Genomic DNA, 25,913 nt, shown 5'->3' with positions numbered 1-25,913 from the left:
ACTTTGGTGGCGGGTGGACGGCAGGATGCGAAGCCGTACACCGGAACACGCACAGAACGCACGAGGAGAATCCATGTCTGTCAGCTACAGCGTCTCCGGGATGAGCTGCGGCCACTGCGAGTCCGCGGTCAGCAAGGAGGTCTCGGCCCTCCCCGGCGTGACCGGCCTCACGGTGGACGCCAAGACCGGCCTGCTCACCATCGACTCCGACGGGCCGCTGGACGAGGAGGCCGTCCGCGCCGCCGTCGACGAGGCGGGCTACGAACTGGTCGGCCCGGCATGACGCTCCCGGAACAGCAGCAGGTCACCCCGCGGATCGCCGCGCCGGCCGCCCCCGCGGGCGTCACCGAGCTCGAACTCGCGATCGGCGGGATGACCTGCGCCTCGTGCGCTGCCCGGATCGAGAAGAAGCTCAACCGGATGGACGGCGTCACGGCCACCGTGAACTACGCCACCGAGAAGGCCAAGGTGGCGTTCGAGGACGGGATCGGCGTCGGCGACCTGATCGCCACCGTGGAGGCCACCGGCTACACCGCCGCGCTCCCCGCCCCGCCCGCCGCGAAGACGCCGCAGGACGGACCCGAAGCCGAACCCGGCGAACTCGTCGCCCTGCGGCAGCGGCTGGTGACCGCCGTGGTGCTCGCGGTGCCGGTCATCGCGATGGCCATGATCCCGGCCCTGCAGTTCCGCAACTGGCAGTGGCTGTCGCTGACCCTGGCCGCGCCGGTCGTGGTGTACGCGGCCTGGCCCTTCCACCGCGCCGCCTGGACCAATCTGCGGCACGGCGCGACCACCATGGACACCCTGATCTCCGTCGGCACGCTGGCCGCCTTCGGCTGGTCCGTCTGGGCGCTGTTCCTCGGCCACGCGGGCACGCCGGGCATGAAGCACCCCTTCGAGCTGACCGTCGCCCGCGGCGACGGCTCCGGCAACCTCTATCTGGAGGTCGCCTCCGGCGTCACCGCCTTCATCCTGGCCGGACGCTTCTTCGAGGCGCGCTCCAAGCGCCGGGCCGGCGCCGCGCTGCGCGCCCTGATGGAGCTGGGTGCCAAGGAGGTCGCCGTCCTGCGCGGCGGCCGGGAGGTGCGCGTCCCCACGGCCGATCTCGCGGTCGGCGACCTGTTCGTCGTACGGCCGGGCGAGAAGGTCGCCACGGACGGCGTCGTACGGGAGGGCACCTCGGCGGTCGACGCCTCGATGCTCACCGGCGAGTCCGTACCGGTCGAGGTGGGGCCGGGCGAGGCCGTCACCGGCGCCACGGTGAACGCCGGCGGCCGGCTGGTCGTGGAGGCCACCCGGGTCGGCGCGGACACCCAGCTGGCCCGTATGGCACGGCTGGTGGAGGACGCCCAGAACGGCAAGGCCGCGGCCCAGCGCCTCGCCGACCGGATCTCCGCGGTGTTCGTCCCCGTCGTCATCGGGCTCGCCCTGGCGACGCTCGGCTTCTGGCTCGGCAACGGCGCCGGCACGGCCGCCGCCTTCACCGCGGCCGTCGCCGTGCTGATCATCGCCTGCCCCTGCGCGCTCGGCCTGGCCACGCCCACGGCGCTGATGGTCGGCACCGGACGCGGCGCGCAGCTCGGCATCCTCATCAAGGGGCCCGAGGTCCTGGAGACCACCCGCCGGATCGACACGATCGTCCTCGACAAGACCGGCACGGTCACCACCGGCGCCATGACGCTCACCGCCGTCCACGTGGCCGAGGGCGAGCGGGAGGACGAGGTGCTGCGGCTGGCCGGCGCCCTGGAGCACGCCTCGGAGCACCCCATCGCGCGGGCGATCGCCCGGACGGCGCAGGAGCGCACCGGCCCGCTGCCCGGCGTGACCGGCTTCCGCGCGCTGCCCGGACTCGGCGTCCAGGGCTCCGTCGACGGCCACGAGGTCACGGTCGGACGCCAGGAACTGCCCGAACCGCTGCCGGAGAAGCTCGCCCTCGCCAAGGCGGAGGCCGAGGCCCGCGGCAGCACGGTGATCACGGCCGCCTGGGACGGCCGGGCCCGCGCCGTGCTCGCCGTCGCCGACGCCGTGAAGCCGACCAGCGCCGACGCCGTCCGCATGCTGCGCGAACTCGGCCTCACCCCGGTGCTGCTCACCGGGGACCACGAGGCGGTGGCCCGGGCCGTCGCCGCCGAGGTCGGTATCGACGCCGCCGATGTGATCGCCGACGTCATGCCGGAGGACAAGCTCGCGGTCGTGGCCCGGCTCCAGCGGGAGGGCAGGTCCGTGGCCATGGTCGGCGACGGGATCAACGACGCGGCCGCGCTGGCCCGCGCCGATCTCGGGCTCGCCATGGGCACCGGCACCGACGCCGCCATCGAGGCGAGCGACCTGACGCTGGTCCGGGGCGACCTGCGGGTCGCCGCCGATGCCATCCGGCTGTCCCGGCGCACCCTCGGCACGATCAAGGGCAACCTCTTCTGGGCCTTCGGCTACAACGTGGCGGCCCTGCCGCTCGCCGCCGCCGGGCTGCTCAACCCGATGATCGCGGGGGCCGCGATGGCCTTCTCCTCGGTCTTCGTGGTCGGCAACTCCCTGCGGCTGCGCGGCTTCCGGCCACTGGCGGGCTGACCCCCACGGCCGCCCCCGAGGCCGTGGGGGCGGTCAGTCCTCGTCCAGGAGCGCGGCGACAACGGCGTCCATGTCCAGGTGGCGCAGCTCCTGCCCGGGCGGCACGGCCTCGTACACCCGGGCGAGGAAGCCGCGCAGGTCGCAGGTGCCCACCTCGACGAGCGCGGTGCCGTCGGGGGTGCGGAACTCGATCGCGGTGCGCTCCGGCCCGCTCGGCCGGATGTGCACGTCCCCTTCACCGGCGGGTTCGTACAGGCCCGCGGTGAGCAGGCCGCGGGCGAGCACCCAGGTCACCTCGGCGCCGTCGAGGGAGACCTCGGCCGGGAAGGTGATCCGGGCGGCGAGCGGGTCGTCACGGTGGTAGCGCAGGGTCGCGGTGATCTCCCGGCCTTCGGGCCCCGAGCGCGGGGTGCGCAGACGGGCCCTGACGATGTGGTCGATGTCGGTCGGCATGGCCTTCCTCGGCAGGCGGGCGGTGCGCTCCGGATGCGTCCCGGTCATGGGGAGAGCCCGTAGGGCCGCTGTCCTTACGCGGCTTCCGCGACCGATCATGTGATGTGCGTCACAGGACCCGAGAGGCTCTGTCGGTGGCCCGTGCCACGATGAGCCATGGACGCGCGACGGGAAGTGGGAGCGCCGGAACGGCGGCGCCGCATGGCGGTGCGGCACCGGCTGGCGGCGGAACTGCGGGCGGCGACCCCCGAGGAGGTCGCCGAGTCACTGGTCGCGCTGCACGGGACGGACCCGGCGACGGTCTATCTCTCGGCTGCGGCAAGGATGCGCGAGCCCGGCGCCGCGGCCCTGGACCGGGCGCTGTACGAGGACGGGAGCCTGACCCGGCTGCTGGCGATGCGCCGGACGATGTTCGTGGTCACGGCCGCCTCGACGCCGGTCGTACTCTCCGCCGCGGGCCGCGCGATCGCCGCGGACGAGCGGAAGAAGCTGCTGAAGTTCCTGGCCGACGGCGGCGGCTGGGACGAGCAATGGCTGACGGGGGTGGAGGAGTCCGTGCTCGCCGCGCTCGCCGGGCGCGGCGAGGCGACGGCCGCGCAGCTCGCCTCCGACGAACCGCGGCTGCGCGAACAGGTCGTGGTGGCGCGCGGCAAGCCGTACGAGGCGACGCAGGCGGTGTCGACCCGCGTCCTGCGGGTGCTCGCGGCGGAGGGCCGCATCGTCCGCAGGCGGCCGGTGGGGAGCTGGACGAGCAGTCAGTACCGGTGGGCGCCGGGCACGGTGCCGCGGACCCCGCCGGTCACGCAGGCGCGGGCCGAGCTGGTGCGGCGCTGGCTGGCCGCGTACGGGCCGGGCACGGAGGCCGACCTGAAGTGGTGGACGGGCTGGACGCTGACCGAGGTCCGCAAGGCGCTCGCGGCGCTCGGCACGGAACAGGTCCTGCTCGACGGGGAGACCGGCCATGTGCTGCCCGGCGACACCGGGCCGGGGCCGGAGGCCGCTCCCTGGGCGGCGCTGCTGCCGGCGCTGGACCCGACGCCGATGGGCTGGCAGCGGCGCGACTGGTATCTGCCCGAGGACGAGCGGGAGCGGGCCGCGCTCTTCGACCGGACGGGCAACATCGGCCCCACCGTGTGGTGGGACGGGCGGGTGATCGGCGGCTGGGCGCAGCGCGCCGACGGCGAGGTCGTCCACCGCGCCTTCGCCGATCCGGGGCGTGAGGCCACCGCGGCGATCGCGGCCGAGGCCGCCCGGCTGACGGGCTGGCTGGGCGGCGTCCGGGTCACGCCCCGCTTCCGCACCCCGCTGGAACGCGAGCTGTCGGCCTGAAACTCCGTCACCGCGGGTATGCCGATCCTGACGCCCGGTGACCGGCCGGGTGCGGAACGGGTGGAGGTGGAACCGATGGAACAGGTGGCCGTGTTCTGCGGCAACTGCGACTGCGGCTGTCCCACGCTGTACGTGGACGAGGCGGCGGCGCCCGACCAGCGGGTCGTGCTGACCGACGACTTCGGGCAGCGGGTGCGGATGAGCACCGACCAGTTCCGCTCGCTGGTGGAGGAGGCGAAGGCGGGCCGGCTGGACCACGTGTAGCGGTCCGGCCGGCCCGCCCGCCCGAACGCCCGCGGACCGCGGACGGGGCCGACCCGGGTCTCAGGCGACCCGGGTCAGCTTCGAGCCGAGGGAGGGCTCGACCAGGTCGGTCTTGAGCACGACCGGGACCTTGACCGTGCTGTCGCCGTTGCCGACGACGAGTTCGCCGACCTTCTCACCGGCTTTCGCCTTGTGCGGCAGACCCGCCTTGTCCACCTCCATCGAGATGTCGACCTTGAGGCCCGCCCAGCCGATCGCGGTGACGTCCTCGTCGGCCACCACCGGGGTACGGCCGCCGAGGCCGTCGTCGACGTAGCCGACGACATCGCCCTTCTTGATGATCGTGTCCGAGGCGAGGGCGTCCCGGGCCCCGTCGATCAGGGTGCGGCTGCGACCGAGCACCGTGTCGATGATCGGCGCCTTGTACTGGCCCAGCATCGCGCCGACGATCAGCTGCTTGGTTCCGCCGATCTCCCGGTAGGCGGCGAAGAGCAGGTTGCCGCCCGCCTTGGTGCTGGTGCCGGTCTTGATGCCGACGATCTTGTTGTAGCCCGCGAGCTGGTTGTAGTTCTTCTGGACGTTGCCGTTGATGTCCGTGTACTGGATCTTGGCGGCGATCTCCGCGAAGACGGGGAACCGCATGGCCGCGTGCCCCAGCTTGACCTGGTCGTTCGCGGTGCTGACGGTGGTCGCCTCCAGGCCGCTGGGGTCGGTGTACGTGGTGTCGTCCATGCCGAGCTCCTTGGCGGTGGCGTTCATCTTCTCGACGAACGCCTTCTCGGAGCCGGCGTCCCAACGGGCGAGCAGGCGGGCGATGTTGTTGGCCGACGGCAGCATCACGGCCTCGAGCGCCTCGTACTCGGTGAGCTTCTGCCCGGCGGTGACGGGGACGACGGACTCGGACTCCTGCTGGCCGCTGTGGAACTGGTCCTCGGCCTTCTGGTCGACCTCGACGGTCTTGCCCTTGCCGCCCTTCTTGATCGGGTGGTCGCGCAGGATGACGTAGGTCGTCATCACCTTCGCGACGCTCGCGATCGGCGTCGGCTTCTGCTTGCCGGACTCGCCCATCCGGCCGAGCCCCTCGGCCTCGACGACGGCCTGGCCCTCGCGGGGCCACGGGAGCGCGAGTTCGTCGCCCTTGAAGGTGTACGAGGTCTCGGCGGTCAGTTCCAGCTCGGGCTCGGGCAGTGGACGCAGCGCCTGCGCCACGCAGAAGACCAGCACCAGCAGCAGGACCAGCGGGGTCCAGATCTTGACCCGCCGCACGGTCGTGCGCAGGGGCGTCTCCGGCGGCGGCGGAGTGTTCGTCAGCTCCGCCAGCAGCTTCAGCGGCTCGTCGGGGTCCGGCGGCAGCGGCATCTGCTTCGTCCGCGAACTGCCGGCCTCCGCGGCCGCGGGGGCCTGCGGGCTCACCGGCGGGCGCTCGTCGGTCTTCAGCGGGACAAACGTTCCGCTTGGCCGGACGGGCGCCTTGACGGGTGCGGAAGCGGAGGGGGCGGGCGCGGAAGGCGCGGGAGCGGAAGGCGCGGAGGAGGAGGGCGCGCGCAGGGTCAGGGTGCGGTCGCGGACCGGTGCCGTGCCCCCGTCCGCGCGGGGGGCGCGCAGCGTCAGCGTGCCCTCTCCGGCCTTGGGGCCGCCGTGGCCGCCCCCGGACGCCTCGCGTGCGCCGGATCCGCCCTTGACGTCTCGGGGGTCCTCTGAGTGGCCCTCAGCGTCTCCGTCCCCGGGCTCGTCCGCCGGGGTGCCGTCAGCGGTGCCGTCCGCCGCCTCGCCGGCGGGGGCGTCCTCGCGGTCCGCTTCCGCGTCAGCGTTCACGTCCGCATCCGCGTCAGCCGGCGGCTCGTCGTCGTCGCCGGACTCCTCGCCGGACTCCTCGGCGGACTCCTCGGCGGACTCCGGGGCCTCGGCCCCTTCACCGGACGCCTCTTCGGCGGCGGCGGGCTCCTCGTCGTCCCGGGCGTCCCGCGGCGCGTCCGCGGCGACTTCCCCGGATTCCTCGGACTTTCCCTCGGACTCGTCCTCCGTGGCGCCCTCGGCCGCGTCCTCGGCCGCCCCGGCGGTCGCGGACTCCTCCGCGCCCTCCTCGGCACCGTCCGCGACTGCGTCGTCCGTACGGGATTCCACGTGGTCTCCCGCGCCGTCGGCCGGAGGTGCATCCTCCGCGTCCGGCGTAGCGCCCTGCGCCGCCGCGTCCACGTCCTGTACGTCATCCGGCGTAGCGGAAGCGCGCCGATCCGGCTCCGGGGCGCCCTCCGCCTCGGTCGGCTCCGGCGCGAACTCCGGGTCCTCGGTGGCTGGTTCCGGTGTGTCCCGGGGCGCCTCCGCGGCCCCGCGGAAGACCGTGAGCCTCGGATCCACCGCCCCGCCTCCGGTCGTCTCCCCCGACGACTCCTGCTGCTCCGCCCTGCCGGGGGACTCGCCCGCCACCAGACCTCCTCCACACATCGCGCGGTGCGCCGCCGCGGCGCCCCGCTCACCCTTACACCAGTTTCCAGGCCCCCGCTGTTAAGCCACCGTGAGACCCGCCGTGGGACACCCCGGCCCCCCGTGAGGCACCGCCGCCCTCGGTGCTAGACGAGAACGACATATGAGTCGGTTCCCGCACGAACGGGCAAGGCGCTCTCGACAGGCCGGTGTGAGAGGCGTCACCCTGTCATTCATCCACGCGGGGAGGCATGGATGGGCAGGAGCCGCAGAACACTTCCGGAGGAGCTACTGCTTCTCGCCCTGGACCCGGCCACGGGTACCACGGCGCAGCCGCAGTCGCTCGACCTCGGTCTTGCCGGGGCACAGCTAGTGGAGCTGGCCCTCGCAGGACGGATAGCCCCTGACGGGGATCGTATCGCCGTGGTGCACCCACGGCCGACAGGAGATCCGACTCTGGACTCCGCGCTCGAACTGCTGCGCCGCCGTGGCAGCCCCGTGCGCGCCGTCCACTGGATCGGCGGGCCCCGCCTGGGGCTGCGCCAGACGTATCTCGCGCATCTGGAACGGTGCGGCATGGTGCACGCCGTGCCGGGACAGATGTGCGGGGTGCTGCCGACCACGCGCTATCAGGCGACCGACAGCGAGGTCAGCCGGGAGATCAGGGCCCGGCTGGACAGCGCGATCCGCACCGGCGTGCCGCCGGACCCGCGGACCGCGGCGCTCGCGGCGATCGCCCATGCCGTGGGGCTCGGCAAGCACCTGTACCCGGGCAACGAGGGCCGGTCGTCCCGATCGCGGCTCCGTGACCTGATCAGGTACGACCCCATGGGCGGCCTCGTCGCGCACGCCGTGATGGACGTGCAGAACGGTGTCGCCGCGCAGCCGAAGCGCGCCCCCGTCCAGGGGCGTCCCGCGGCGGCCAGACCGACGGGCCACGGGATGGTCCGGGCCGGCGTCCGCTGACCGGGGGTGTCCGGCGGCAGGGCCCGGACACCGCGAGAACCGCGACACCATCGCACCGCCGCGCGCGGGGCGGTGACCGGCCGGTGCCGGTCACCGCCCCGCGCGCGGCCGTTTGTCCGCTCTTTTGAAGAGCGCAGCATATGACCAATTCCCAGCGGCGGGATGACCGATAGTGGCACTCTGCTGACCAGCAGTACATATCTGCAGAGAACACGGACCAGTCCGGAACCCGGAGGTGCACATCCCGTGGCCGCCAACGTCAATCCCACCGTCAGGCGACGCCGACTCGGCTCGGAACTGCGCAAGCTGCGCGAGCAGAAGGGAATGACCGCGGAGGAGGTCGCCGCCCGGCTGCTGGTCTCCCAGTCGAAGATCAGCCGGCTGGAGAACGGGCGCCGCAGCATCAGCCAGCGCGACGTGCGCGACCTGTGCAGCGTGTACGGGGTCGAGGACAGCCGCCTCGTCGAGTCGCTGATGAACATGGCGCGCGAGTCCCGGCAGCAGGGCTGGTGGCACGCCTTCGGCGACGTCCCCTACAGCGTCTACATCGGCCTGGAGACCGAGGCGGAGTCGCTGCGCGTCTACGACTCCCTGGTGGTGCCGGGCCTGCTGCAGACCCGCAACTACGCCGCCGCGGTCATCGAGGGGACGCTCCCCGAGGCCACGGCCGAGCAGATCGAGAAGCGCATCGAGATCCGGCTGCGCCGACAGGAGCGCATCGCCGACCCGGACTCGCCACTGCGCTTCTGGGTGGTGATGGACGAGTCCGCGCTGCGCCGCGTCGTCGGCAGCAGGGACGTGATGCGCGAACAGCTCGAGTACCTGGCCCAGATGAGCTCCCAGGCGCACGTCACGGTCCAGGTCCTGCCGTACGACGCCGGGGCGCACCCCGGCATGTCGGGCAACTTCGCGATCCTGGAGTTCGCCGACGCGACCGACTCCAGCGTCGTGTACATCGAGGGCGTGACGAGCGACCTGTACCTGGAGAAGCCGACCGATGTGCACGGCTACAGCGTGATGTACGAGCACCTGCGGGCCCAGGCGCTCAGCGCCGAGCAGAGCCGCCAGTTCATCGCGGACGCCGCGAAGGAGTACGCGCGCTGACGGCGCATGGCGAAGTCCCGCAGAGTACACCTGGGCCCGTCGAGTCGGAAGACCTCCTGGAATATGCCACTCGTTGGAGGTAATAGCCTCTGTGGGCAGTGATGTTGGCGAGTAGCTTCGATCACGTCAGAGCTGCACAAAAAAGAAAGCTCGGAGCGATCATGGCTATTCAGCTCGGAAACACCAGGGCGTGGACCAAGTCCACCCGTTCCCAGGGAAATGGCGCCTGCGTCGAGGTCGCCTCCCCCACAGTGTCCGCCGTCGACGTCCGCGACTCCAAGGACCCCGACGGCCCGACGCTCGCCTTCTCCCCCGAGGCCTGGTCGGCGTTCGTCACGGACGTCAGCCGTGGGACGTACGACCTCGACTGAGCACGACCGCAGTACCCGCACGGGCCCTCTCGACCGGCACGCCGTCCTGGCCGAGGGGGCTCACTGCCACCCCGACCCCCTCATCCGCGCAACCGGTCGACGTAGGTGTCGGTCCCCGGGACCGTGGGGACGAAGGGTGCGACCAGTTCGACCCGGCCCAGCCCCGCGGCGGCCACCTCGGTGTCCAACCCCGTGAAGTGCTCCTCCCACACCTCCCGCGGGTCCCGCTGCAGGAACCACAGCAGCGTCAGCCGGGTGCCGACCCCCTCGACCTGCTTCACGTACGACATCCGCTCCAGCGGCAGCGGCGTCGGGCGGAAGACCGTCACCATCGCCGAGGGCGAGCCGGCGAGCCGGCGCGGCAGGTGGCGGCCGCGCAGCCAGTCGAGCAACGCGTCGCACTGCTGCAGGGTGTCGGCGTCGACCACCTCGACGACCAGCCCGGCATAGGGGTGGTCGAGCGCGTGGAAGTCCCGAGGTCCTGCCGCGCCGTCGCGGTAGACGGTGGCGGCGTGGTCCTGGAAGGCGGTGAAGACATGGGTGCGGTCGTGGTAGACGCGGGCGTCGCGGTTCAGGCGACGGTTGATGGCGACGGTCCACTTCATGTGGTCGGCGTAGCGGCCGGCCGTGACCCAGTACACGGTGATGTAGCAGCCGGCGGTGACCGGCTGGGCGACCGCCGACTTCTCCGGGTAGCGCAGTTGCTGCAGTTCGTGGGTGGCCACCCAGCGGCGCCCGGCGTACATCCAGGGCATCGCCATGGCGCCGGCGATGAAGTGGTCGTCCTCGTACCAGCGGTTGTAGGCGTACTCGTGGCCGGGATGCGGCTCGACCATGGTGATCAGGGCGTGGCCCAGGCCCGCTCCGTACGGGCCGACGGAGGCCAGTTCACCGTAGAGCTCACTGCGCGTGTCTTCTTCGGTCATGCATCCGGTTTAGCTGACCGAGCGTCAGATATGGAAGCCCGTGGCGGCATCCGACATGTCCGTGTACGGTCCACGAAATCGCCCGCCATCGCGAAGGAGCCCGCCATGCGCGCCGCCGTCCCCGGCCTCGCCACCCGTGCCACCTCCGTCGGCGGCTCACCGGTACGCGAGATCCTGGCGCTGACCGCCCGCCCGGAGGTGATCTCCTTCGCCGGCGGGCTGCCCGCCCCCGAGCTCTTCGACGCCGGCGCGATACGGGCGGCGTACGACCGGGTCCTCGCCGAGGCGCCCGGGCGGGTGCTGCAGTACTCCACCACCGAGGGCGATCCCGCGCTGCGCGGGGCGATCGCCGGCAGGCTCACCCGCGCCGGGCTGCCCACCGGCTCCGACGACCTGCTCGTCACCGGCGGCTCCCAGCAGGCCCTCACCCTGATCTCCACCGCCCTGCTGGAGCCCGGCGACGTCGTCCTCGTCGAGGACCCCGGTTACCTCGCGGCCCTGCAGTGCTTCGCCTTCGCGGGCGCCCGGGTGGTGCCCGTCCCCTCCGACGCCGACGGCATCGATCCGATGTCCCTGGAGCTGGCCGTCGTCCGCGAGAAGGCGAAGCTGCTCTACCTCGTACCACCTTCCAGAACCCCACGGGCCGCACGACGACCCCCGAGCGCCGCGAGGCGGTCGCCCGGATCGCCGAGCGGCACGGGCTGTGGATCGCGGAGGACGACCCTTACGGGGAACTGCGCTACGACGGGGAGGCGGCGCCGTGGATCGCCTCCCACGAGGCGGCCGCGGACCGTACCGTCCTGCTCGGCAGCCTGTCCAAGATCATGGCGCCGGGGATGCGGCTGGGCTGGCTGCGCGCCCCCGCCGCGCTGCGCCGGGCGTGCGTGGTCGCCAAGCAGTCCGCCGATCTGCACACCTCGACCGTGGACCAGGCCGCCGCCGCCCGCTACCTCGCCGACTCCGATCTCGACGCCCATCTGGCGCGGGTCCGCGCCGCCTACCGGGAGCGGCGGGACGCGCTGCTGGCCGGGCTGGCCGGCGCGCTCCCGCCCGGCAGCACCTGGAACCGGCCCGAGGGCGGCATGTTCGTCTGGGCCCGGCTGCCCGGGGGGTACGACGCGACGGAGCTGCTGCCCCGGGCGGTCGCGCACGACGTGGCCTATGTGCCCGGCGCGCCCTTCTACGCGGGCGAGCCCGACCGGTCGGCGCTGCGGCTCTCCTTCGTCACGCACACCCCGGACGAGATCGGGGAGGGGCTGCGCCGGCTCTCCAAGGCCCTGGCCATCGCCGCTGCGTGAGTCTATTCTGACGGTCCGTCAATTCATCCGGTGCGGGTGGGGGTGGTGGGCCGTGCTGCTGCGCGACAGGACCGTGGTGGTGTCCGGGGTCGGGGCCGGCCTCGGGCAGCGCGTCGCCCAGGCCGTCGTCCGGGACGGCGGGAACGCGGTGCTCGGCGCCCGGACCGAGGCGCACCTCGCCAAGGCGGCCGCCGAGATCGATCCCGAGGGCGGGCACGTCGCCTTCCGCGCCACCGACATCAAGGACGCCGCGCAGTGCGAGGCGCTGGCCGCGCTCGCCGCGGAGCGCTTCGGCGGGATCGACGCGGTCGTCCACGTCGCCGCCATGGACGGCTACTTCGGCGGCCTGGCGGACGCGGACTTCGAGAGCTGGAAGACCGTGCTGGACGTCAATCTGCTCGGCACCCTGCGGATGACGAGGGCCTGCCTGCCCGCGCTGCGTGAACGCGGGGGCGGCTCGGTGGTCTTCATCGGCACCCAGTCCGCCGTCGCAGCCCCGTCCCAGGTCCGCCAGGCGGCGTACGCGTCCTCCAAGGGCGCCCTGACCTCCGCGATGTACTCGCTCGCCCGCGAGCTGGGCCCCGACCGGATCCGGGTCAACACCGTGCTCCCCGGCTGGATGTGGGGCCCGCCGGTCCAGGCCTTCGTGAGCCTCACGGCGCACACCGAGGGCGTACCGGAGGACGAGGTGCTGCACCGGCTCGCCGACCGGATGGCACTGCCGGAGCTGGCCACGGACGGCGACGTGGCGGAGGCCGCGGTCTTCCTGGCCTCCGACCGGGCGCGCGCGATCACCGGACAGTCGCTGCTGGTGAACGCGGGCGAACTGATGCGCTGACAGGGACGGACGGAGCCCCGGTGGGCTCCGTCCGGCGTGCGGTCGTTCCGGCGAAGTACCCGCTCATCGTGGGGCGCCGCGGGTGCGCACAACAACGTGACGTAAGGTCAAGAACAAGTAAAATCGTTCTGCTAGCTGATCGACGTTCATGTCCTTGAACGCCGGTGGTCTTGACCGACCCTTTTCCAGGCGGTTCAATCTGGGGCGCCGCCCCGCGACGGACGTACCGGCGAAGTGCGCTCCCGTTCACAAGGCGGACCCCTGGAAGGGGCAACAACGCATGAACAGTCTCGACTGGGCCGTACTCGTCGGCTACTTCGGCGTGATGGTCGCCATCGGCCTGTGGTCCCACAAACGCGTCGACGACGTCAGCGACTTCTTCACCGCGGGCGGCCGGATGCCCTGGTGGCTGTCCGGCATCTCGCACCACATGTCCGGCTACAGCGCCGTGATGTTCACCGGCTACGCCGGCATCGCCTACACCTACGGCGTCACCTCCTACGTCACCTGGTCCTTCCCCATCGCCATCGGCATCGCCATCGGCGCCAACCTCTTCGCGCCCCGGCTCAACCGGCTGCGCTCCCGGCTCCACGTGGCCTCGCCGCTGGAGTACCTGAAGAACCGCTACAACGTCCCGACCCAGCAGGCCCTGGCCGTCTCCGGCGTGCTGCTCAAGATCGTGGACGTGGGCGCCAAGTGGGCGGCCATCGCCACCCTGCTGTCGGTGTTCACCGGGGTCTCCCTCAACCAGGGCATCCTCATCACCGGGGCCGTCACCGCCGTCTACTGCACGGTCGGCGGCCTGTGGGCGGACGCCCTCACCGAGCTGGGACAGTTCGTCATCCAGCTGCTGGCCGGACTGGCCATGCTGGTCGCGGTGCTGGGCGAGATCGGCGGGGTCAGCGGGCTGTGGACGGTCTGGGACAAGCTGCCGGACAACCACACCGCGCCGACCGCGGGGCCGTACACGGTGACCTTCCTGCTGGCGTACCTCTTCATCAAGACGTTCGAGTACAACGGCGGCATGTGGAACCAGGCGCAGCGCTACATGGCGACGAGCAGCGCCCGCGAGGCCACCCGCTCGGCGCGGCTGTCGGCCGTGCTGTGGTTCGTCTGGCCCCTCATCCTCTTCTTCCCGATGTGGGTCGCCCCGCTGCTGGTGAAGGCGCAGAAGCCGGACGCCTCCGACTCGTACGCCCTGCTCACCGAGCAGCTGCTGCCGCACGGGCTGCTGGGCCTGGTGGTCGTCGGCTTCTTCTCGCACACCATGGCCATGTGCTCCTCGGACGCCAACGCCATCGCCGCCGTCTTCACCCGGGACATCGCGCCGGTGGTGTCCAAGGCGGCGCGCGGCTGGAACGCGCGGGCCGGGCTGCTCGCGGCCCGGATCACCACCGTGGCCTTCCTGGCCCTGTCGATGGCGGTCGCCACGCAGGTCAACTCGCCCACGTTCAAGGACATCATCACGGTCGTCATCAAGTGGGTGGCCGGCCTGATGGGCCCGATCGCCATCCCGTTCATGCTCGGACTGCTGCGGCCGTTCCGGAGGTCCGGCCCGACCGCGGCGCTGGTCTCCTGGGCGGCGGGCCTGTTCGCCTTCTGGCTCACCAACTACGGCCTGGACGGCGTGCAGCTCCAGATCCAGATCGTGACGCCGCTGGCGACCTCCCTCGTGCTGTACGTCCTCATCGGCTTCGTCAAGCCCGAGGACACCCCCGAGCGGGACGCGATCCTGGCCCGGATCAACTCCGACGGCGACGACGGCACGTCGGCCGCGGCGCCCCTGCCCGAGGAGCCGGCGAAGGCCTGACGCGCGGATCCCGGGGCGGGCCCGCCGCTCGCCCCGGGACCCCCGGGCGCCCCCTCGGCGCCCCTCACACGACGTCGGCGAGCTCCTGCAGCAACCGCCGCTTCGGCCGGGCCCCCACCAGGGACTTCACCGGCTGCCCCGACCGGAAGACCATCAGGGTCGGCATCGACAGCACGCCGTACGCCGCCTGGGACTGCGGGTTGCGGTCCACGTCGAGCACGACGACCTTCAGCCGGCCGGCCTCCTCACGGGCGATCTCGGCCAGGACGGGGGCGATCTGGCGGCAGGGCCCGCACCAGTCGGCGGTGAACTCCACCAGCACCGGGCCCTCGGCGGCCAGCACCTCCTCGGCGAACGTCGCGTCGGTGACCTCGGTCAGGTCCTGGGTGTGCGTCGTCATTGCGTACTCCCCTCGCAGCTGAACTCACAACGCGGTCCGGAGGACGTCCCGTCCATGGCGGCCGACGCCAGCTCCGCCCGGGCGAGCTGCGAACCGAGCCGCTCCCGGACCTCCGTGAGGCGGGCGATGCAGTCGTCCAGCTCGGCCAGCTTGCGCCGGTAGACCTCGATCGAGGCCGGGCACGAGTCCCCCTCGGGGTGCCCCGCCCGCAGGCAGTCCACGAACGGCCGGGTGTCCTCCAGCTCGAAGCCGAAGTCGCGCAGCGTCTGGATCTGCCGGAGCAGGCGCAGGTCCTGGTCGTCGTAGGCCCGGTAGCCGTTGCCCGCACGCCGGGCGCGCAGCAACCCCAGTGATTCGTAGTGGCGCAGGGCGCGGGCGGTGGTGCCGGCCCGTTCGGCGAGTTCTCCGATCCGCATGCCCTCGACGGTAGACCTTGACGCCGACGTCAAGGCCAGCCCCGGTATTCCCCGCCGTCCCCCGCCGGCCCGGTGATCCTCCCGACACCGCCGGCTGACGTATGCCGCACCTATGCTCGGAGAATGACGCACACTCCGCCCACCACCAACAGCATGCGCCGTGCGCTCAAGCGTGCTCGTGACGGCGTCGCGCTCGACACCGCGGAGGCCGCGGTGCTGCTCCAGGCGCGGGGGGAGGATCTCGCCGCGCTGATGGAGAGCGCGGCCCGGGTGCGGGACGCGGGCCTGGAGGCGGCGGGACGGCCCGGGGTCATCACGTACTCCAAGAGCGTCTTCATCCCGCTCACGCGTCTGTGCCGGGACAAGTGCCACTACTGCACCTTCGCGACGGTGCCCGGCAAGCTGCGGCGGGCCGGGCACGGGATGTTCATGTCCCCGGACGAGGTCCTGGAGATCGCCCGGCGCGGTGCCGAACTCGGCTGCAAGGAAGCCCTGATCACGCTCGGGGACAAGCCGGAGGACCGGTGGCCCGAGGCCCGCGAGTGGCTGGACGCCCACGGCTACGACGACACCATCGCGTATGTGCGGGCGATGTCCATCCGGATCCTGGAGGAGACGGGGCTCCTGCCGCACCTCAACCCCGGGGTGATGAGCTGGACGGACTTCCAGCGGCTGAAGCCGGTCGCGCCGTCCATGGGCATGATGCTGGAGACGACGGCGACCCGGCTGTGGAGCGAGCCCGGCGGACCTCACTACGGCTCCCCCGACAAGGAGCCGGCCGTACGGCTGCGTGTGCTTGAGGACGCCGGGCGCAGCTCCGTGCCGTTCACCAGCGGGCTGCTGATCGGCATCGGGGAGACGTACGAGGAGCGCGCCGAGTCGCTGTTCGCGCTGCGCCGGGTGTCCCGGTCGTACCACGGCATCCAGGAGCTGATCATCCAGAACTTCCGCGCCAAGCCGGACACCGCGATGCGCGGCATGCCGGACGCGGAACTGGACGACCTGCTGGCCACGGTGGCCGTCGCGCGGCACATCATGGGCCCCTCGGCCTGCCTTCAGGCGCCGCCGAACCTGGTCGACGCGGAGTACGGCAGGCTCATCCGGGCCGGCATCGACGACTGGGGCGGTGTCTCGCCGCTGACCCCGGACCATGTCAACCCCGAGCGGCCCTGGCCGCAGATCGACGAGCTCGCGGCGCGTTCGGCGGAGGCGGGCTTCTCCCTGCGCGAACGGCTCTGCGTCTACCCGGAATTCGTCACGCGGGGCGAGCCGTGGCTGGACCCGCGGCTGCTGCCGCACGTGCGGGCGCTGGCCGACCCGGAGACGGGTCTGGCACGTGAGGACGCCGAGGTCACCGGCCGGCCGTGGCAGGAGCCCGAGGAGGTCTTCACCGCCACGGGCCGCACCGACCTGCACCGCACCATCGACACCGACGGCCGCACCGCCGACCGCCGGGAGGACTTCGACGCGGTGTACGGGGACTGGGAGGCGCTGCGCGAGCAGGCCGCGCCCGGTCTGGTCCCGGACCGCATCGAGGCCGACGTGCGGACCGCCCTGCGCGTGGCCGCCGACGATCCGACGAAGCTGACCGACGCCGAGGCGCTGGCCCTGCTGCACGCCGACGGGGCGGCGCTGGACGCGCTCACCCGGATCGCCGACGACGTCCGCCGCGACACGGTCGGCGACGAGGTCACCTACGTCGTCACACGGAACATCAACTTCACCAACGTCTGCTACACCGGCTGCCGCTTCTGCGCCTTCGCGCAACGCCGCACCGACGCCGACGCCTACACCCTGTCCCTGTCACAGGTCGCCGACCGCGCCGAACAGGCCTGGCAGGTCGGCGCCACCGAAGTCTGCATGCAAGGCGGCATCCACCCCGACCTGCCCGGCACCGCCTACTTCGACATCGCCCGCGCCGTGAAGGAACGCGTGCCCGGCATGCACGTACACGCCTTCTCCCCCATGGAAGTCGTCAACGGCGCCACCCGCACCGGCCTGTCCATCCGCGAATGGCTCACCGCCGCCAAGGAAGCCGGCCTCGACTCCCTCCCCGGAACCGCCGCCGAAATCCTCGACGACGAAGTCCGCTGGATCCTCACCAAGGGCAAACTGCCCGCCGCCACCTGGGTCGAGGTCATCACCACCGCCCACCAACTCGGCCTGCGCACCTCCTCCACCATGATGTACGGACACGTCGACCAGCCCCACCACTGGCTCGCCCACCTGCGACTGCTCGCCGAGATCCAGCAGCAGACCGGCGGCTTCACCGAATTCGTCACCCTGCCCTTCATCCACACCAACGCCCCCGTCTACCTGGCCGGCATCGCCCGCCCCGGGCCCACCCAGCGCGACAACCGCGCCGTCACCGCCATGGCCCGCCTCCTGCTCCACCCCCACATCCCCAACATCCAGACCAGCTGGGTCAAGCTGGGCACCGACGGCGCCGCCCAGATGCTGCGCTCCGGAGCCAACGACCTCGGCGGCACCCTCATGGAAGAGACCATCTCCCGCATGGCGGGCTCCAGCTACGGCTCCTACCGCTCCATCCGCGACCTGGTCGCCATCGCCGACGCCGCCGGCCGCCCCGCCCGCCAGCGCACCACCACCTACGGACAGGTCCCCGCCGAGCGCATCGCCGCAGGACTCGCCTCCGACGGCCACCTGCCCGAACTCCTGCCGGTGCTGGAGGACTGACCGGGCGCGGCCTCGCGTCGCCCCCCCCAGGACAACCTCTCCAAAAGAGTCCGAGCAACTCTCCAAAAGCGTCACACAGGCTGCGCACCTCCTTCGGGAGGTGTCGTTAGCGTTGCTGGCCGTCCGACCCCGCACATGAGACGTGCGCGCGGACGGGCCGCCGACGTCCCCCGGCGGCGCGGTCAGCAGAGAAAGACTCGGATATGGACTACTGCGCATCCTGCCGTCGGCATCTCAACGGAGCTCTGGTGTGTCCGGGGTGCGGCGCGTACGCGCCGGACATCGCACCGCCCCTGTGGCGTGGTCCGACCACGACGGCGGAGTGGGAGCCGTGGCGCACCGCGGAGTCCCCCGAGGACCCCGACGGCGAGGAGCCGGACGACGCGGACCCCACGCTGCAGGGCCGCGCGGCCCGGCGACGGCAGGTGGCCCGGTGGAAGAAGAACCGGCGCCGGGCCGCGGCCGCCACGGCCGTGGCGCTCGTCGGCGGCGGCCTGACCGTCGCATCGCTCCCGGGCGGCGGATCCAAGGGCCGGGCGGAGACGGCGGCGGCCGCCGAGCCGCTCACCCCGGCCACGGCCCGCACACTTCCGCTCTCCTCGATCGCGGCGCAGCCGGGGAGCGACGCCACGCGGCAGCCCGGCCACCACCCCCACCCCGCCGCCACCGCGCCGCAGAACGACGCGCCGTCCGACGCGCCGTCCGCCACGGGCACCACCGCGCCGTCGCACACCGGCCCTCAGGGCACCACCGGTCCGCGGGTCCGCACGGCCACGGGCACGGTCGCACTCGCACCCACGAACCCAGACACCCCCACCACCGCACCGGTGTCCGCCCCCCACACTCCGGCGGACGTCCCGGCCGCGCCCCCCACAACGACGGCGGCCCCCACGTCGTCGGCAACGAAGTCACCGATGCAGCTGTGCCTGCTCGTCCTCTGCGTCGGCTGACAGGAAAGGAACGTAACGTGACAAGCAGCTACGCCGAGCACGACCGCCTGCGGGTCCACGCATGGCGGTTGTGGGGCGTCGGACTCGCGACCGCGGTACTGGCCGGCCTCCTCGCCAAGGCCGGCATCGTGTTCGCGCAGAGAGCCCTGCTGCTGCCGGTCTTCGCCCCCCGGGGTTACGGGGTGTGGCGCGACGCCGCCGCCACCGCGTACGTACTCGGGGCCGGTCTCGTCGCGCTCGCCGCGACGGCCCTGCTGCGCGTCCTCCTCGCCGCGACCTCGCGCGCCACGGTGTTCTTCGGCTGGATCATGGCGGCGCTGACCCTCTTCGCCGTGGTGATCCCGCTGGCCGCCCACCGCTCCAACGAGATGCTGGCCACCTGCGTGGTCAACCTCTTCATCGGGCTGGTCGTCACCTCCCTGCTCGCGAGCGCGGCCCGCTGGGCCCTGTCGCGGCGCCAGGGACCTGCTCCCCGGCCGGTTTGGCAGGGCCGCGGCTGGTAAACCCCCGCCCCTCCCGAAGGCCCCCGCTGCCCGGCAGCGGGGGCCTTCGCCCGTGCGTGACCGGCCACATTCCGTTCGTGACCGGAGGTCGACCGTTCTGGGTCGATTACAGTGCTCGGGCAGACGGAGCAGAGAGGCGTGGTCATGGGCGTGGCCGTATGGGGGCGTGCCGAGCAGCAGGACTTCCGCAGCCGGGTGCGGGGATGTCTGCTCGGCGGCGCGATCGGCGACGCTCTCGGTGCGGGTGTCGAGTTCGAGTCGCTGGCCGCCATACGGCAGGCGCACGGCAAGGACGGGGTCACCGACTACGTCCCCGCGTACGGGCGGCGCGGCGCCGTCACCGACGACACCCAGATGACCCTGTTCACCGCCGAGGGCCTGATACGCGCCCAGGTGCGGCGCGACGCCGGCGCCTGGCACCCGCCCACCGACGTGCACCGCGCGTATCTGCGCTGGGCCGCCACCCAGAACGACTGGGGACCCGACGAACGCCGCAAGGACACCGGCTGGCTGGCCCGCGAGGAGTGGCTGTACTCGCGGCGCGCACCCGGCAATGCCTGCCTGACCGGGCTGGGCGACGAGCGCATGGGCACCCTCGACCACCCCAAGAACCCGGACTCCAAGGGCTGCGGCACGGTCATGCGCTCGGCGCCCTTCGGGCTGCTGGTCGGCTGGGAGCCGCCCCTGGTGCTCCAGCTCGCGGTCGAGTGCGCCGCCCAGACGCACGGCCATCCCACCGGCGTCCTCGCCGCCGGGGCCTTCGCCGTCATCGTCCACGGCCTGGCCCGCGGCGAGGCCCTGGACAGCGCGGTGCAGCACGCGCTGGCCCTCATCGGGCCGCGCCCCGGCCACGAGGAGACCTCCGCGGCGCTGCAGGCCGCCCTCGGCGCCGTACGGCAGGGGCTGCCCACCGCCGAGCGAGTGGAGTCCCTTGGCGCGGGCTGGACCGCCGAGGAGGCGCTCGCCATCGGCGTCTACTGCGCCCTGGTCGCCGAGGACGTCCGGCACGGCCTGCTGCTCGCCGTCAACCACTCCGGCGACAGCGACTCCACCGGCTCGATCTGCGGCAACCTGCTCGGCGTGCAGCACGGTGAGACCGCCCTGCCGCCGGCGTGGATCGCGGAGCTGGAGGGCCGGGGCACGATCCTCCAGCTCGCCGACGACTTCGCCGTGGAGATGACGCAGGGCCCCGCCCTGCACGGGCCTGGCGGGGCGTCCCCGGCCTGGCTGGAGCGCTACCCCAACGTGTGACCGCGCGTCAGAGGTACTGCGCGTAGTCGTCCAGCGTGCGCAGCACCTCCGCCGTCCCCGCGGACGGCAGCTGCAGTACGACCTCGTCCAGGCCCTGGTCCCGGTAGTACGCCAGCTTGCCGGGGTTCGGACGGACCGCGTACGGCACGACCCGCAGCGCGGCCGGGTCGCGGCCGGCGTCCGTCCACACGCGGCGCAGCCGCGGGATGCTCTCGGCCAGCCCCCCGCCCCCGATGGGCAGCCAGCCGTCGGCGTACTCGGCGATGTGCGCGAAGAGCGCGGGCCCCGCGGAGCCGCCGCACAGGATGCGGGGCCGCCCGTCCGAGACGGGCTTGGGCCAGGCGTGGCTGGCCTCGACCCGGCAGGACGCGCCCTCGTACGCGGTCGGCTCCGGCGCCCACAGGGCGCGCATGAGGGCCATCCGCTCACGCACCAGCTCCCGGCGGCGCGGCCAGTCGACGCCGTGGTCGGCGGCCTCCTCCACGTTCCAGCCGAAACCGACGCCGAGGGTGAACCGGCCGCCTGAGAGGAAGTCGAGGCTCGCGACCTGCTTGGCCAGCCCGATCGGATCGTGCTGGGCGACCAGCGTGACGCCGGTGCCGAGGCGCAGCCGGTGGGTGACGGCCGCGGCGGCGGACAGGCCGACGAAGGGGTCCAGCGTGCGGCCGTACTCGGGCGGCAGCGGATCGCCCATCGGCGCGGGGGTGCGCCGGCTGACCGGGATGTGGGTGTGCTCGGGGAGGTAGAGGCCGTCGAAACCGCGCTGCTCCAGCTCCTGGGCGAGCCGGACGGCGGGGACGGAGTGGTCGGTCAGGAAGATCGTCGTGGCGATCCGCATGGCGTCGTCGCACCTCCCGTGATGTGGGCCAACCGTATGCCCGTGCCGCGCGGCGCGAAGGGCCGCGACACGGTGTCGTACCACGGGGAGGCGGCGATCACCATCGTCATGACGGGGAAACCGCTTGACCCGCCTATCCGTTGGCGACCGGGGCGTTGCGCAGTTCGGTGACGAGCTCGGGCGTGAGCAGCTCACCGGCCCGGTCGGCGAGGACGGACATCTCGTAGCCGACGAGGCCGACGTCGCAGCCCTCGGCGGCGAGGACGCCGAGGCAGCTCCCGTCGCGGATGCGGCCGACCATCATGAAGCCGCCCAGCATCTCGGTCATGACGAGCTTCATGCCGTGGAACCCGTGGGCGCTCGCGGCGTTCTGGGCGAGCGCGGTGATGCCGGAGACGACGGCCGCCAGGTGGTCGGCGCGGTCGCGGCCGAGCCCGTCGGAGGCGGCCATGAGCAGTCCGTCCGAGGAGACCGCGACGGCGTCGGTGACTCCGTCCGCGGTCCGTACGAAGTCCGATATGAGCCAGCCGAAGCTTTCGACGGCGGTGGTCACGATGGCGTTCCTTCTGTGGTTCCGGTTGCTGCGGTTGCGGGGCGGGAGGACCGGTCCTCGGCGCGGGCGACGCCGGCCCGGAAGGCGTTGAGCAGCGCCGAGATGCCGGGCTTGGGCCGCGGGGGCGGCGGGCCCGGCTCGTCGGGGGCGAGCAGCCGGCCGGGGAGGGTGACGAGGGCGGACACGCCCCGGCCGGGGGTGTCGAAGAGGACCGCCTCGACGCCGTGCCGGCGGGCGAGCCGGGCGACGACGAGATGGCCGAGGAAGCGGGTGGGCGCGGCCAGGAAGACCTCGTCGCCCGCGCCGCCGAGCAGCGCGTTGGAGCGCTCCAGGTCGGCGGGTTTCATGCCGACGCCGTGGTCGACGACGGCGAAGCAGTACTCGCCGGTCTCCCCGTCGCGCCAGCCGTGCATCTCGACGGACTCGGTGGGCGGGGAGAACATGAGCCCGTTCTCGACCAGTTCGGCCAGCAGGTGCGCGATGTCGGCGACCACGTGGCCGCGCAGCCGGGCGGGCTCCACCTCCGCCACGGCGACCCGCCGGTACTGCTCGACCTCGGCGAGCGCGGACTGCACGACCTCCCGGGTCCCCGCCGTGGGCGCGCCGGTCCGCGGCGAGTGCTGGCCGGTGAGCACGAGCAGGCTCTCCGCGTTGCGGCGCATGCGGGTCGCGAGGTGGTCGAGTTCGAAGAGCTCGGCGAGGTCGTCGGGGTCGAGCTCCTTGTTCTCCAGCCGGGTGATGAGGCTCAGCTGGCGGCGGATGAGGCCCTGGTTGCGGCGGCCGAGGTTGGCCAGGGACTCGGTGGTGTTGCGGCGCAGGGCGGCCTGCTCGGCGGCGAGGTCGAGAGCGGTGCGCTCCACGTTGCGCAGCGCGGCGGCGACCTCGGCGATCTCCGCGGCGCCGTGCCGCACCCGCACGGCGGGCGGCTCGACGGCCGGCGGGGCGCCGGGGCCTTCGTGGGCATCCTGGACCCGGGCGACGGCCTCCGGCAGCCACCGCCGGGCCACGTCGTCGGCGGCGCGGGCCAGTACGCCCAGGGGGCGGGTGATGGAACGGGAGGCCAGCGCCGCGGCGGCGCCGACCAGGACGAGGATCAGGGCGCCCGCGGTGGTGTAGGCGGCGAACCCGGCTGCCGCGTCGTCGCTGAGCCGTACGGCGCGGGCGGTCGCGTCGGCGCCGACCTGCCGCTGCACCCCGTACAGGTCGTCGACGAGGGTGCCCATGTCGGCCCACCACGCGTGGGCGTCGATGGCCAGCGGGGAGCCGTCGGCGCCGCGTTCGGCGAGCTGTTCGTAGGAGAAGGCGCCGTTGGCGGCCGGGGAGCCGAACGCCGCGTCCAGGGCGACCCGCTGCGCAGGGGTGGCGACCTGCCGGAAGCGGGCCACGGCGGCGATGCGGGTGGCCCGGACCTCGGTGAAGTCCAGGAACTCCGAGCCCCGGAAGGCCCCGGACGCGAAGACGCCGTTGAGGGAGCTGCGTTCGAGGGAGACGGCCTCCTTGACGGCGGCGAGCGCCTGGAGCGCGGCCAGCCCCTCGCGCAACTGCCGGTCGCCCCGCGTCGCGGTGCCGGCGGCGGGGTCCACGGCGTTGAGGCCCTCGATCGCGGTGGTGTAGAAGGCGAGCGCGGCGTCCCGTTCGGCGATGTCGGACTCGACGTCGGCGCGGGTGCCGGCGAGCCGGCCCAGGCGTTCCTGGATGACGTTGTCGACTGCGGTCTCGTGCCGCAGCGCGTGCAGGTGGACATCGACGCGCTTGCGGGTGGCGGCGAGGGGAGCGCGATAGCTCTCCTCACCGCCCAGCAGGCCGTTGGTGAGGCCGCGTTCGAGCTGCAGTTCGTGCACCAGGGCCTGGACGCGCAGGGAGAGCGCCACCTCCGACCGCGTGGTGCGGGCGTCGCCGAACTCCTCGGCGCGGGTGTCGACGGCCAGTCCGACCATGGCCAGCAGCAGACAGGTGGGCACGGTCAGGACGACCGCCATACGGCCGCGGATGGTGCGCCATCCGGGCAGGGGACGCGGCAGCACCCTGGGGAACCAGGCCCGCCGCGCCTTCCGCACCGTCATGTGCCAGCATCGTAGTGACGCCCGGCGTCCACGCAATTTCCCCACTGTTGGCTTCTGTTGTCCCGTGGGTTGCGCGGCCTCACAAAGACGTCGAAACGGTACGGGTGTCCCGACCGGAACGCAGGACCCGGCCCGGGACGGCCCCGGTGACGGTGTCGTCGCGGATCGTCTCCACGCCGTTGACCCGCACGCTGACCACGCCCCGGGCCCTGGAGTCCAGCCGCGGGCTGTCGCCCGGCAGGTCGTGCACGAGGGTGGCGGTGCCCGCGTCGATCCGCTCGGGGTCGAAGAGCACCAGGTCGGCGTGGTACCCCTCGGCGACCCGGCCGCGCCCGCGGAGCCCGAACAGCCGCGCGGGGTCGCCGGTGAGCATCCGCACCGCCTTCTCCAGCGGGACCAGCCGGCGGCCGCGCAGGCAGTCGCCGAGGAACCGGGTGGTGTACGGCGCCCCGCACATGCGGTCCAGGTGGGCACCCGCGTCGGAGCCGCCGAGCAGCACGTCCTCGTGCTCCCAGGTGTTCCGGCGCAGTTCCCAGCTGTCCGGGTCGTTGTCGGTGGGCATGGGCCACAGCACCGTCCGCAACTCGTCGGCCGCGCAGATCTCGACCAGGGCGTGGAACGGGTCCTGGCCGCGTTCGGCGGCGATGTCCCGCACCACCCGGCCGCTGACCCCGGCCCGCCGGTTCCCCTCGGAGTAGGTGTCCCCGATGACGTACCGCCCGAAGTCGGCCAGCCGGCGGAAGACGCCCGCCTCGGGGCTGCCGGCGCGGCGGAGCATCCCCGCGCGGACCTCGGGGTCGCGGAGCCGGGCGATGCGCTCGGGGACGGGCAGGGAGAGGATCTCGCCCCAGCCGGGGATGAGGTTGAGGGCGCAGAAGGTGCCGAGCGACATGTTCATGGGGGTCAGGATCGGCATCGTCAGCGCGACGATCCGGCCGCCGGCCTTGCGGGCCCGTTCGGAGGCCTGCAACTGGCGGGGCACCCGGTCCGGGACGGCGGCGTCGACGGTCAGGACGTTCCAGTTGAGCGGACGGCCGGCTGCGACGGTCATGTCGACGAAGAGGTCGATCTCGTCGTCGGAGAACGTGTCCAGGCATCCGGCGACGATCGCCTCGATCTGCGTGCCCTCGTGCTCCCCGACGGCGCGCGCGAGCGCGAGCAGTTCCGCGGGGCGGGCGTGCCGCGAGGCCACCGGGCGTCCGTCGCCGTCGGAGTGGGTGGCGGACTGGGTCGTCGACAGGCCCCAGCCGCCGTCCTCCATGGACTCGTGGAAGAGCCGCAGCATCGCGTCGAGCTGGTCCGGCGACGGCTGCCCGCCGACGGCGTCGGGGCCCATCACATGGCGGCGCAGCGCGCAGTGCCCCACCATGAAACCGGCGTTGACGGCGACGCGGCCCTCCAGGGCGTCCAGGTAGTCGCCGAAGCTGTGCCAGTTCCAGTCGACCCCGGACTCCAGGGCCTTCAGCGACATGCCCTCGACCTTGGACATCATGCGGCGGGTGTAGTCGGCGTCCTGCGGCTTGAGCGGTGCCAGGGTGAAGCCGCAGTTGCCGCCCACGACGGTGGTGACCCCGTGGTTCATGGAGGGGGTCGCGAAGGGGTCCCAGAAGAGCTGGGCGTCGTAGTGGGTGTGCGGGTCGACGAAACCGGGGGCGAGGACCAGCCCGGTCGCGTCCTCGGTGGTCCGTGCGGGCTCCTCGGCCCCGCCGGGGGGCGTGACCGCGACGACGCGGCCGTCCCGCAGGCCGACGTCGGCCGTCCGGGCCGGGGCACCGGTGCCGTCGACGACCGTCGCGCCGCGGATCAGGTGGTCGAGCATGCGTGTCCCTCCTCCTGCTGGGGCCGCGGGCGGGCGCCCCCGCCGCGCGGTGTGGCCCCCGGCCGGCGCGGG

General features: G+C 73.0%; 22 protein-coding genes and 1 pseudogene. 14 read left to right on the top strand and 9 right to left on the bottom strand.

Features of this window, described 5'->3' with window-relative positions:
* The first annotated feature begins 73 nt into the window (after positions 1–73).
* Together ACWDAS_RS05885 and ACWDAS_RS05880 are read left to right on the top strand one after the other, a co-directional pair.
* A complete protein-coding gene (locus ACWDAS_RS05885; protein ID WP_450387580.1) occupies positions 74–283 on the top strand; it encodes a heavy-metal-associated domain-containing protein in 210 nt (69 codons plus the stop codon).
* Between the two features lie 89 nt (positions 284–372).
* Entirely contained in the window at positions 373–2,568 is a 2,196-nt protein-coding gene (locus tag ACWDAS_RS05880) for a heavy metal translocating P-type ATPase (protein WP_450387631.1), read from the top strand.
* A 33-nt stretch (positions 2,569–2,601) separates the two neighbouring features.
* On the opposite strand, the gene ACWDAS_RS05875 is transcribed toward ACWDAS_RS05880, so the two are convergent.
* Positions 2,602–3,069, bottom strand: a complete 468-nt coding sequence (locus ACWDAS_RS05875; RefSeq protein WP_450387579.1) for an SsgA family sporulation/cell division regulator — start codon at positions 3,067–3,069, stop codon at positions 2,602–2,604.
* A gap of 108 nt (positions 3,070–3,177) precedes the next feature.
* On the opposite strand from ACWDAS_RS05875, the gene ACWDAS_RS05870 reads away from it, so the two are divergent.
* Positions 3,178–4,350 carry a winged helix DNA-binding domain-containing protein gene (locus tag ACWDAS_RS05870; protein WP_450387578.1) on the top strand — a complete coding sequence of 391 codons (1,173 nt, stop codon included), beginning with the start codon at positions 3,178–3,180 and terminating at the stop codon, positions 4,348–4,350.
* A 75-nt stretch (positions 4,351–4,425) separates the two neighbouring features.
* A complete protein-coding gene (locus ACWDAS_RS05865) occupies positions 4,426–4,614 on the top strand; it encodes a hypothetical protein (RefSeq protein WP_450387577.1) in 189 nt (62 codons plus the stop codon).
* 60 nt (positions 4,615–4,674) lie between these two features.
* Here the strand turns inward: ACWDAS_RS05865 and ACWDAS_RS05860 are convergent, their stop codons facing one another.
* Positions 4,675–6,738: a D-alanyl-D-alanine carboxypeptidase gene (locus tag ACWDAS_RS05860; protein WP_450387576.1), complete on the bottom strand. Its 2,064-nt coding sequence runs from the start codon at positions 6,736–6,738 to the stop codon at positions 4,675–4,677.
* Positions 6,739–7,293: 555 nt separating this feature from the next.
* Here ACWDAS_RS05860 and ACWDAS_RS05855 point away from each other — a divergent pair.
* The 3 genes from ACWDAS_RS05855 (at position 7,294) to ACWDAS_RS05845 (ending at position 9,479) form a co-directional block, all read left to right on the top strand.
* Positions 7,294–8,004 carry a GOLPH3/VPS74 family protein gene (locus ACWDAS_RS05855; protein ID WP_450387575.1) on the top strand — a complete coding sequence of 237 codons (711 nt, stop codon included), beginning with the start codon at positions 7,294–7,296 and terminating at the stop codon, positions 8,002–8,004.
* Between the two features lie 246 nt (positions 8,005–8,250).
* Complete coding sequence (locus tag ACWDAS_RS05850) at positions 8,251–9,108, top strand: helix-turn-helix domain-containing protein (RefSeq protein WP_450387574.1); 858 nt, start codon at positions 8,251–8,253, stop codon at positions 9,106–9,108.
* Positions 9,109–9,269: 161 nt separating this feature from the next.
* Positions 9,270–9,479, top strand: coding sequence for a DUF397 domain-containing protein (locus ACWDAS_RS05845; protein WP_450387573.1), 210 nt, complete (start codon positions 9,270–9,272; stop codon positions 9,477–9,479).
* 80 nt (positions 9,480–9,559) lie between these two features.
* Here the strand turns inward: ACWDAS_RS05845 and ACWDAS_RS05840 are convergent, their stop codons facing one another.
* Positions 9,560–10,405 (bottom strand): hypothetical protein, encoded by an 846-nt coding sequence (locus tag ACWDAS_RS05840; protein WP_450387572.1) that lies wholly within the window; start codon positions 10,403–10,405, stop codon positions 9,560–9,562.
* 105 nt (positions 10,406–10,510) lie between these two features.
* On the opposite strand from ACWDAS_RS05840, the pseudogene ACWDAS_RS05835 reads away from it, so the two are divergent.
* The 3 genes and pseudogenes from ACWDAS_RS05835 to ACWDAS_RS05825 all read left to right on the top strand — a co-directional run bounded on the left by ACWDAS_RS05835 (position 10,511) and on the right by ACWDAS_RS05825 (position 14,351).
* Positions 10,511–11,703 (top strand): annotated as a pseudogene (locus ACWDAS_RS05835) (aminotransferase-like domain-containing protein).
* A 52-nt stretch (positions 11,704–11,755) separates the two neighbouring features.
* A complete protein-coding gene (locus tag ACWDAS_RS05830; RefSeq protein ID WP_450387571.1) occupies positions 11,756–12,541 on the top strand; it encodes an SDR family oxidoreductase in 786 nt (261 codons plus the stop codon).
* A gap of 280 nt (positions 12,542–12,821) precedes the next feature.
* On the top strand, positions 12,822–14,351 hold the full coding sequence (locus tag ACWDAS_RS05825) for a sodium:solute symporter family protein (protein ID WP_450387570.1): 1,530 nt from the start codon (positions 12,822–12,824) through the stop codon (positions 14,349–14,351).
* A 64-nt stretch (positions 14,352–14,415) separates the two neighbouring features.
* Here the strand turns inward: ACWDAS_RS05825 and trxA are convergent, their stop codons facing one another.
* Positions 14,416–14,751 (bottom strand): thioredoxin, encoded by a 336-nt coding sequence (gene trxA / locus ACWDAS_RS05820; protein WP_450387569.1) that lies wholly within the window; start codon positions 14,749–14,751, stop codon positions 14,416–14,418.
* Positions 14,748–15,167 carry a MerR family transcriptional regulator gene (locus ACWDAS_RS05815; RefSeq protein ID WP_450387568.1) on the bottom strand — a complete coding sequence of 140 codons (420 nt, stop codon included), beginning with the start codon at positions 15,165–15,167 and terminating at the stop codon, positions 14,748–14,750. Before ACWDAS_RS05815 ends, trxA begins: the two co-directional genes overlap by 4 nt.
* 123 nt (positions 15,168–15,290) lie before the next feature.
* On the opposite strand from ACWDAS_RS05815, the gene ACWDAS_RS05810 reads away from it, so the two are divergent.
* The 4 genes from ACWDAS_RS05810 (at position 15,291) to ACWDAS_RS05795 (ending at position 20,568) form a co-directional block, all read left to right on the top strand.
* Positions 15,291–17,864, top strand: a complete 2,574-nt coding sequence (locus ACWDAS_RS05810; RefSeq protein ID WP_450387567.1) for a bifunctional FO biosynthesis protein CofGH — start codon at positions 15,291–15,293, stop codon at positions 17,862–17,864.
* A 248-nt stretch (positions 17,865–18,112) separates the two neighbouring features.
* The gene (locus ACWDAS_RS05805) at positions 18,113–18,814 is read left to right on the top strand and encodes an SCO2400 family protein (protein WP_450387566.1); all 702 of its coding nucleotides are present in this window, start codon (positions 18,113–18,115) and stop codon (positions 18,812–18,814) included.
* A 17-nt stretch (positions 18,815–18,831) separates the two neighbouring features.
* Entirely contained in the window at positions 18,832–19,317 is a 486-nt protein-coding gene (locus ACWDAS_RS05800) for a hypothetical protein (RefSeq protein WP_450387565.1), read from the top strand.
* Between the two features lie 144 nt (positions 19,318–19,461).
* A complete protein-coding gene (locus ACWDAS_RS05795; RefSeq protein WP_450387564.1) occupies positions 19,462–20,568 on the top strand; it encodes an ADP-ribosylglycohydrolase family protein in 1,107 nt (368 codons plus the stop codon).
* Between the two features lie 7 nt (positions 20,569–20,575).
* On the opposite strand, the gene ACWDAS_RS05790 is transcribed toward ACWDAS_RS05795, so the two are convergent.
* The 4 genes from ACWDAS_RS05790 to ACWDAS_RS05775 all read right to left on the bottom strand — a co-directional run bounded on the left by ACWDAS_RS05790 (position 20,576) and on the right by ACWDAS_RS05775 (position 25,841).
* Complete coding sequence (locus ACWDAS_RS05790) at positions 20,576–21,406, bottom strand: LLM class F420-dependent oxidoreductase (RefSeq protein WP_450387563.1); 831 nt, start codon at positions 21,404–21,406, stop codon at positions 20,576–20,578.
* Between the two features lie 133 nt (positions 21,407–21,539).
* Positions 21,540–21,959, bottom strand: coding sequence for a roadblock/LC7 domain-containing protein (locus ACWDAS_RS05785; RefSeq protein WP_450387562.1), 420 nt, complete (start codon positions 21,957–21,959; stop codon positions 21,540–21,542).
* Entirely contained in the window at positions 21,956–24,022 is a 2,067-nt protein-coding gene (locus ACWDAS_RS05780) for a sensor histidine kinase (protein ID WP_450387561.1), read from the bottom strand. Before ACWDAS_RS05780 ends, ACWDAS_RS05785 begins: the two co-directional genes overlap by 4 nt.
* 79 nt (positions 24,023–24,101) lie before the next feature.
* Entirely contained in the window at positions 24,102–25,841 is a 1,740-nt protein-coding gene (locus ACWDAS_RS05775) for an N-acyl-D-amino-acid deacylase family protein (RefSeq protein WP_450387560.1), read from the bottom strand.
* Between the last annotated feature and the right edge of the window lie 72 nt (positions 25,842–25,913).

The sequence above is a fragment of the Streptomyces sp. NPDC001070 genome (assembly GCF_053598835.1).
Note: the sequence above shows the minus strand (reverse complement) of the source record. Positions and strands in the feature narration are given on the sequence as shown.

Excerpts from the sequence above, each read along its gene's own strand:
- ACWDAS_RS05885 (WP_450387580.1), top strand. The coding sequence starts at position 74 with ATGTCTGTCAGCTACAGCGTCTCCGGGATGAGCTGCGGCCACTGCGAG.
- ACWDAS_RS05880 (WP_450387631.1), top strand. The coding sequence starts at position 373 with ATGACCTGCGCCTCGTGCGCTGCCCGGATCGAGAAGAAGCTCAACCGG.
- ACWDAS_RS05875 (WP_450387579.1), bottom strand. The coding sequence starts at position 3,069 with ATGACCGGGACGCATCCGGAGCGCACCGCCCGCCTGCCGAGGAAGGCC.
- ACWDAS_RS05870 (WP_450387578.1), top strand. The coding sequence starts at position 3,178 with ATGGACGCGCGACGGGAAGTGGGAGCGCCGGAACGGCGGCGCCGCATG.
- ACWDAS_RS05865 (WP_450387577.1), top strand. The coding sequence starts at position 4,426 with ATGGAACAGGTGGCCGTGTTCTGCGGCAACTGCGACTGCGGCTGTCCC.
- ACWDAS_RS05855 (WP_450387575.1), top strand. The coding sequence starts at position 7,294 with ATGGGCAGGAGCCGCAGAACACTTCCGGAGGAGCTACTGCTTCTCGCC.
- ACWDAS_RS05845 (WP_450387573.1), top strand. The coding sequence starts at position 9,270 with ATGGCTATTCAGCTCGGAAACACCAGGGCGTGGACCAAGTCCACCCGT.
- ACWDAS_RS05840 (WP_450387572.1), bottom strand. The coding sequence starts at position 10,405 with ATGACCGAAGAAGACACGCGCAGTGAGCTCTACGGTGAACTGGCCTCC.
- ACWDAS_RS05825 (WP_450387570.1), top strand. The coding sequence starts at position 12,822 with ATGAACAGTCTCGACTGGGCCGTACTCGTCGGCTACTTCGGCGTGATG.
- trxA (WP_450387569.1), bottom strand. The coding sequence starts at position 14,751 with ATGACGACGCACACCCAGGACCTGACCGAGGTCACCGACGCGACGTTC.
- ACWDAS_RS05815 (WP_450387568.1), bottom strand. The coding sequence starts at position 15,167 with ATGCGGATCGGAGAACTCGCCGAACGGGCCGGCACCACCGCCCGCGCC.
- ACWDAS_RS05810 (WP_450387567.1), top strand. The coding sequence starts at position 15,291 with ATGACGCACACTCCGCCCACCACCAACAGCATGCGCCGTGCGCTCAAG.
- ACWDAS_RS05795 (WP_450387564.1), top strand. The coding sequence starts at position 19,462 with ATGGGCGTGGCCGTATGGGGGCGTGCCGAGCAGCAGGACTTCCGCAGC.
- ACWDAS_RS05790 (WP_450387563.1), bottom strand. The coding sequence starts at position 21,406 with ATGCGGATCGCCACGACGATCTTCCTGACCGACCACTCCGTCCCCGCC.
- ACWDAS_RS05780 (WP_450387561.1), bottom strand. The coding sequence starts at position 24,022 with ATGACGGTGCGGAAGGCGCGGCGGGCCTGGTTCCCCAGGGTGCTGCCG.
- ACWDAS_RS05775 (WP_450387560.1), bottom strand. The coding sequence starts at position 25,841 with ATGCTCGACCACCTGATCCGCGGCGCGACGGTCGTCGACGGCACCGGT.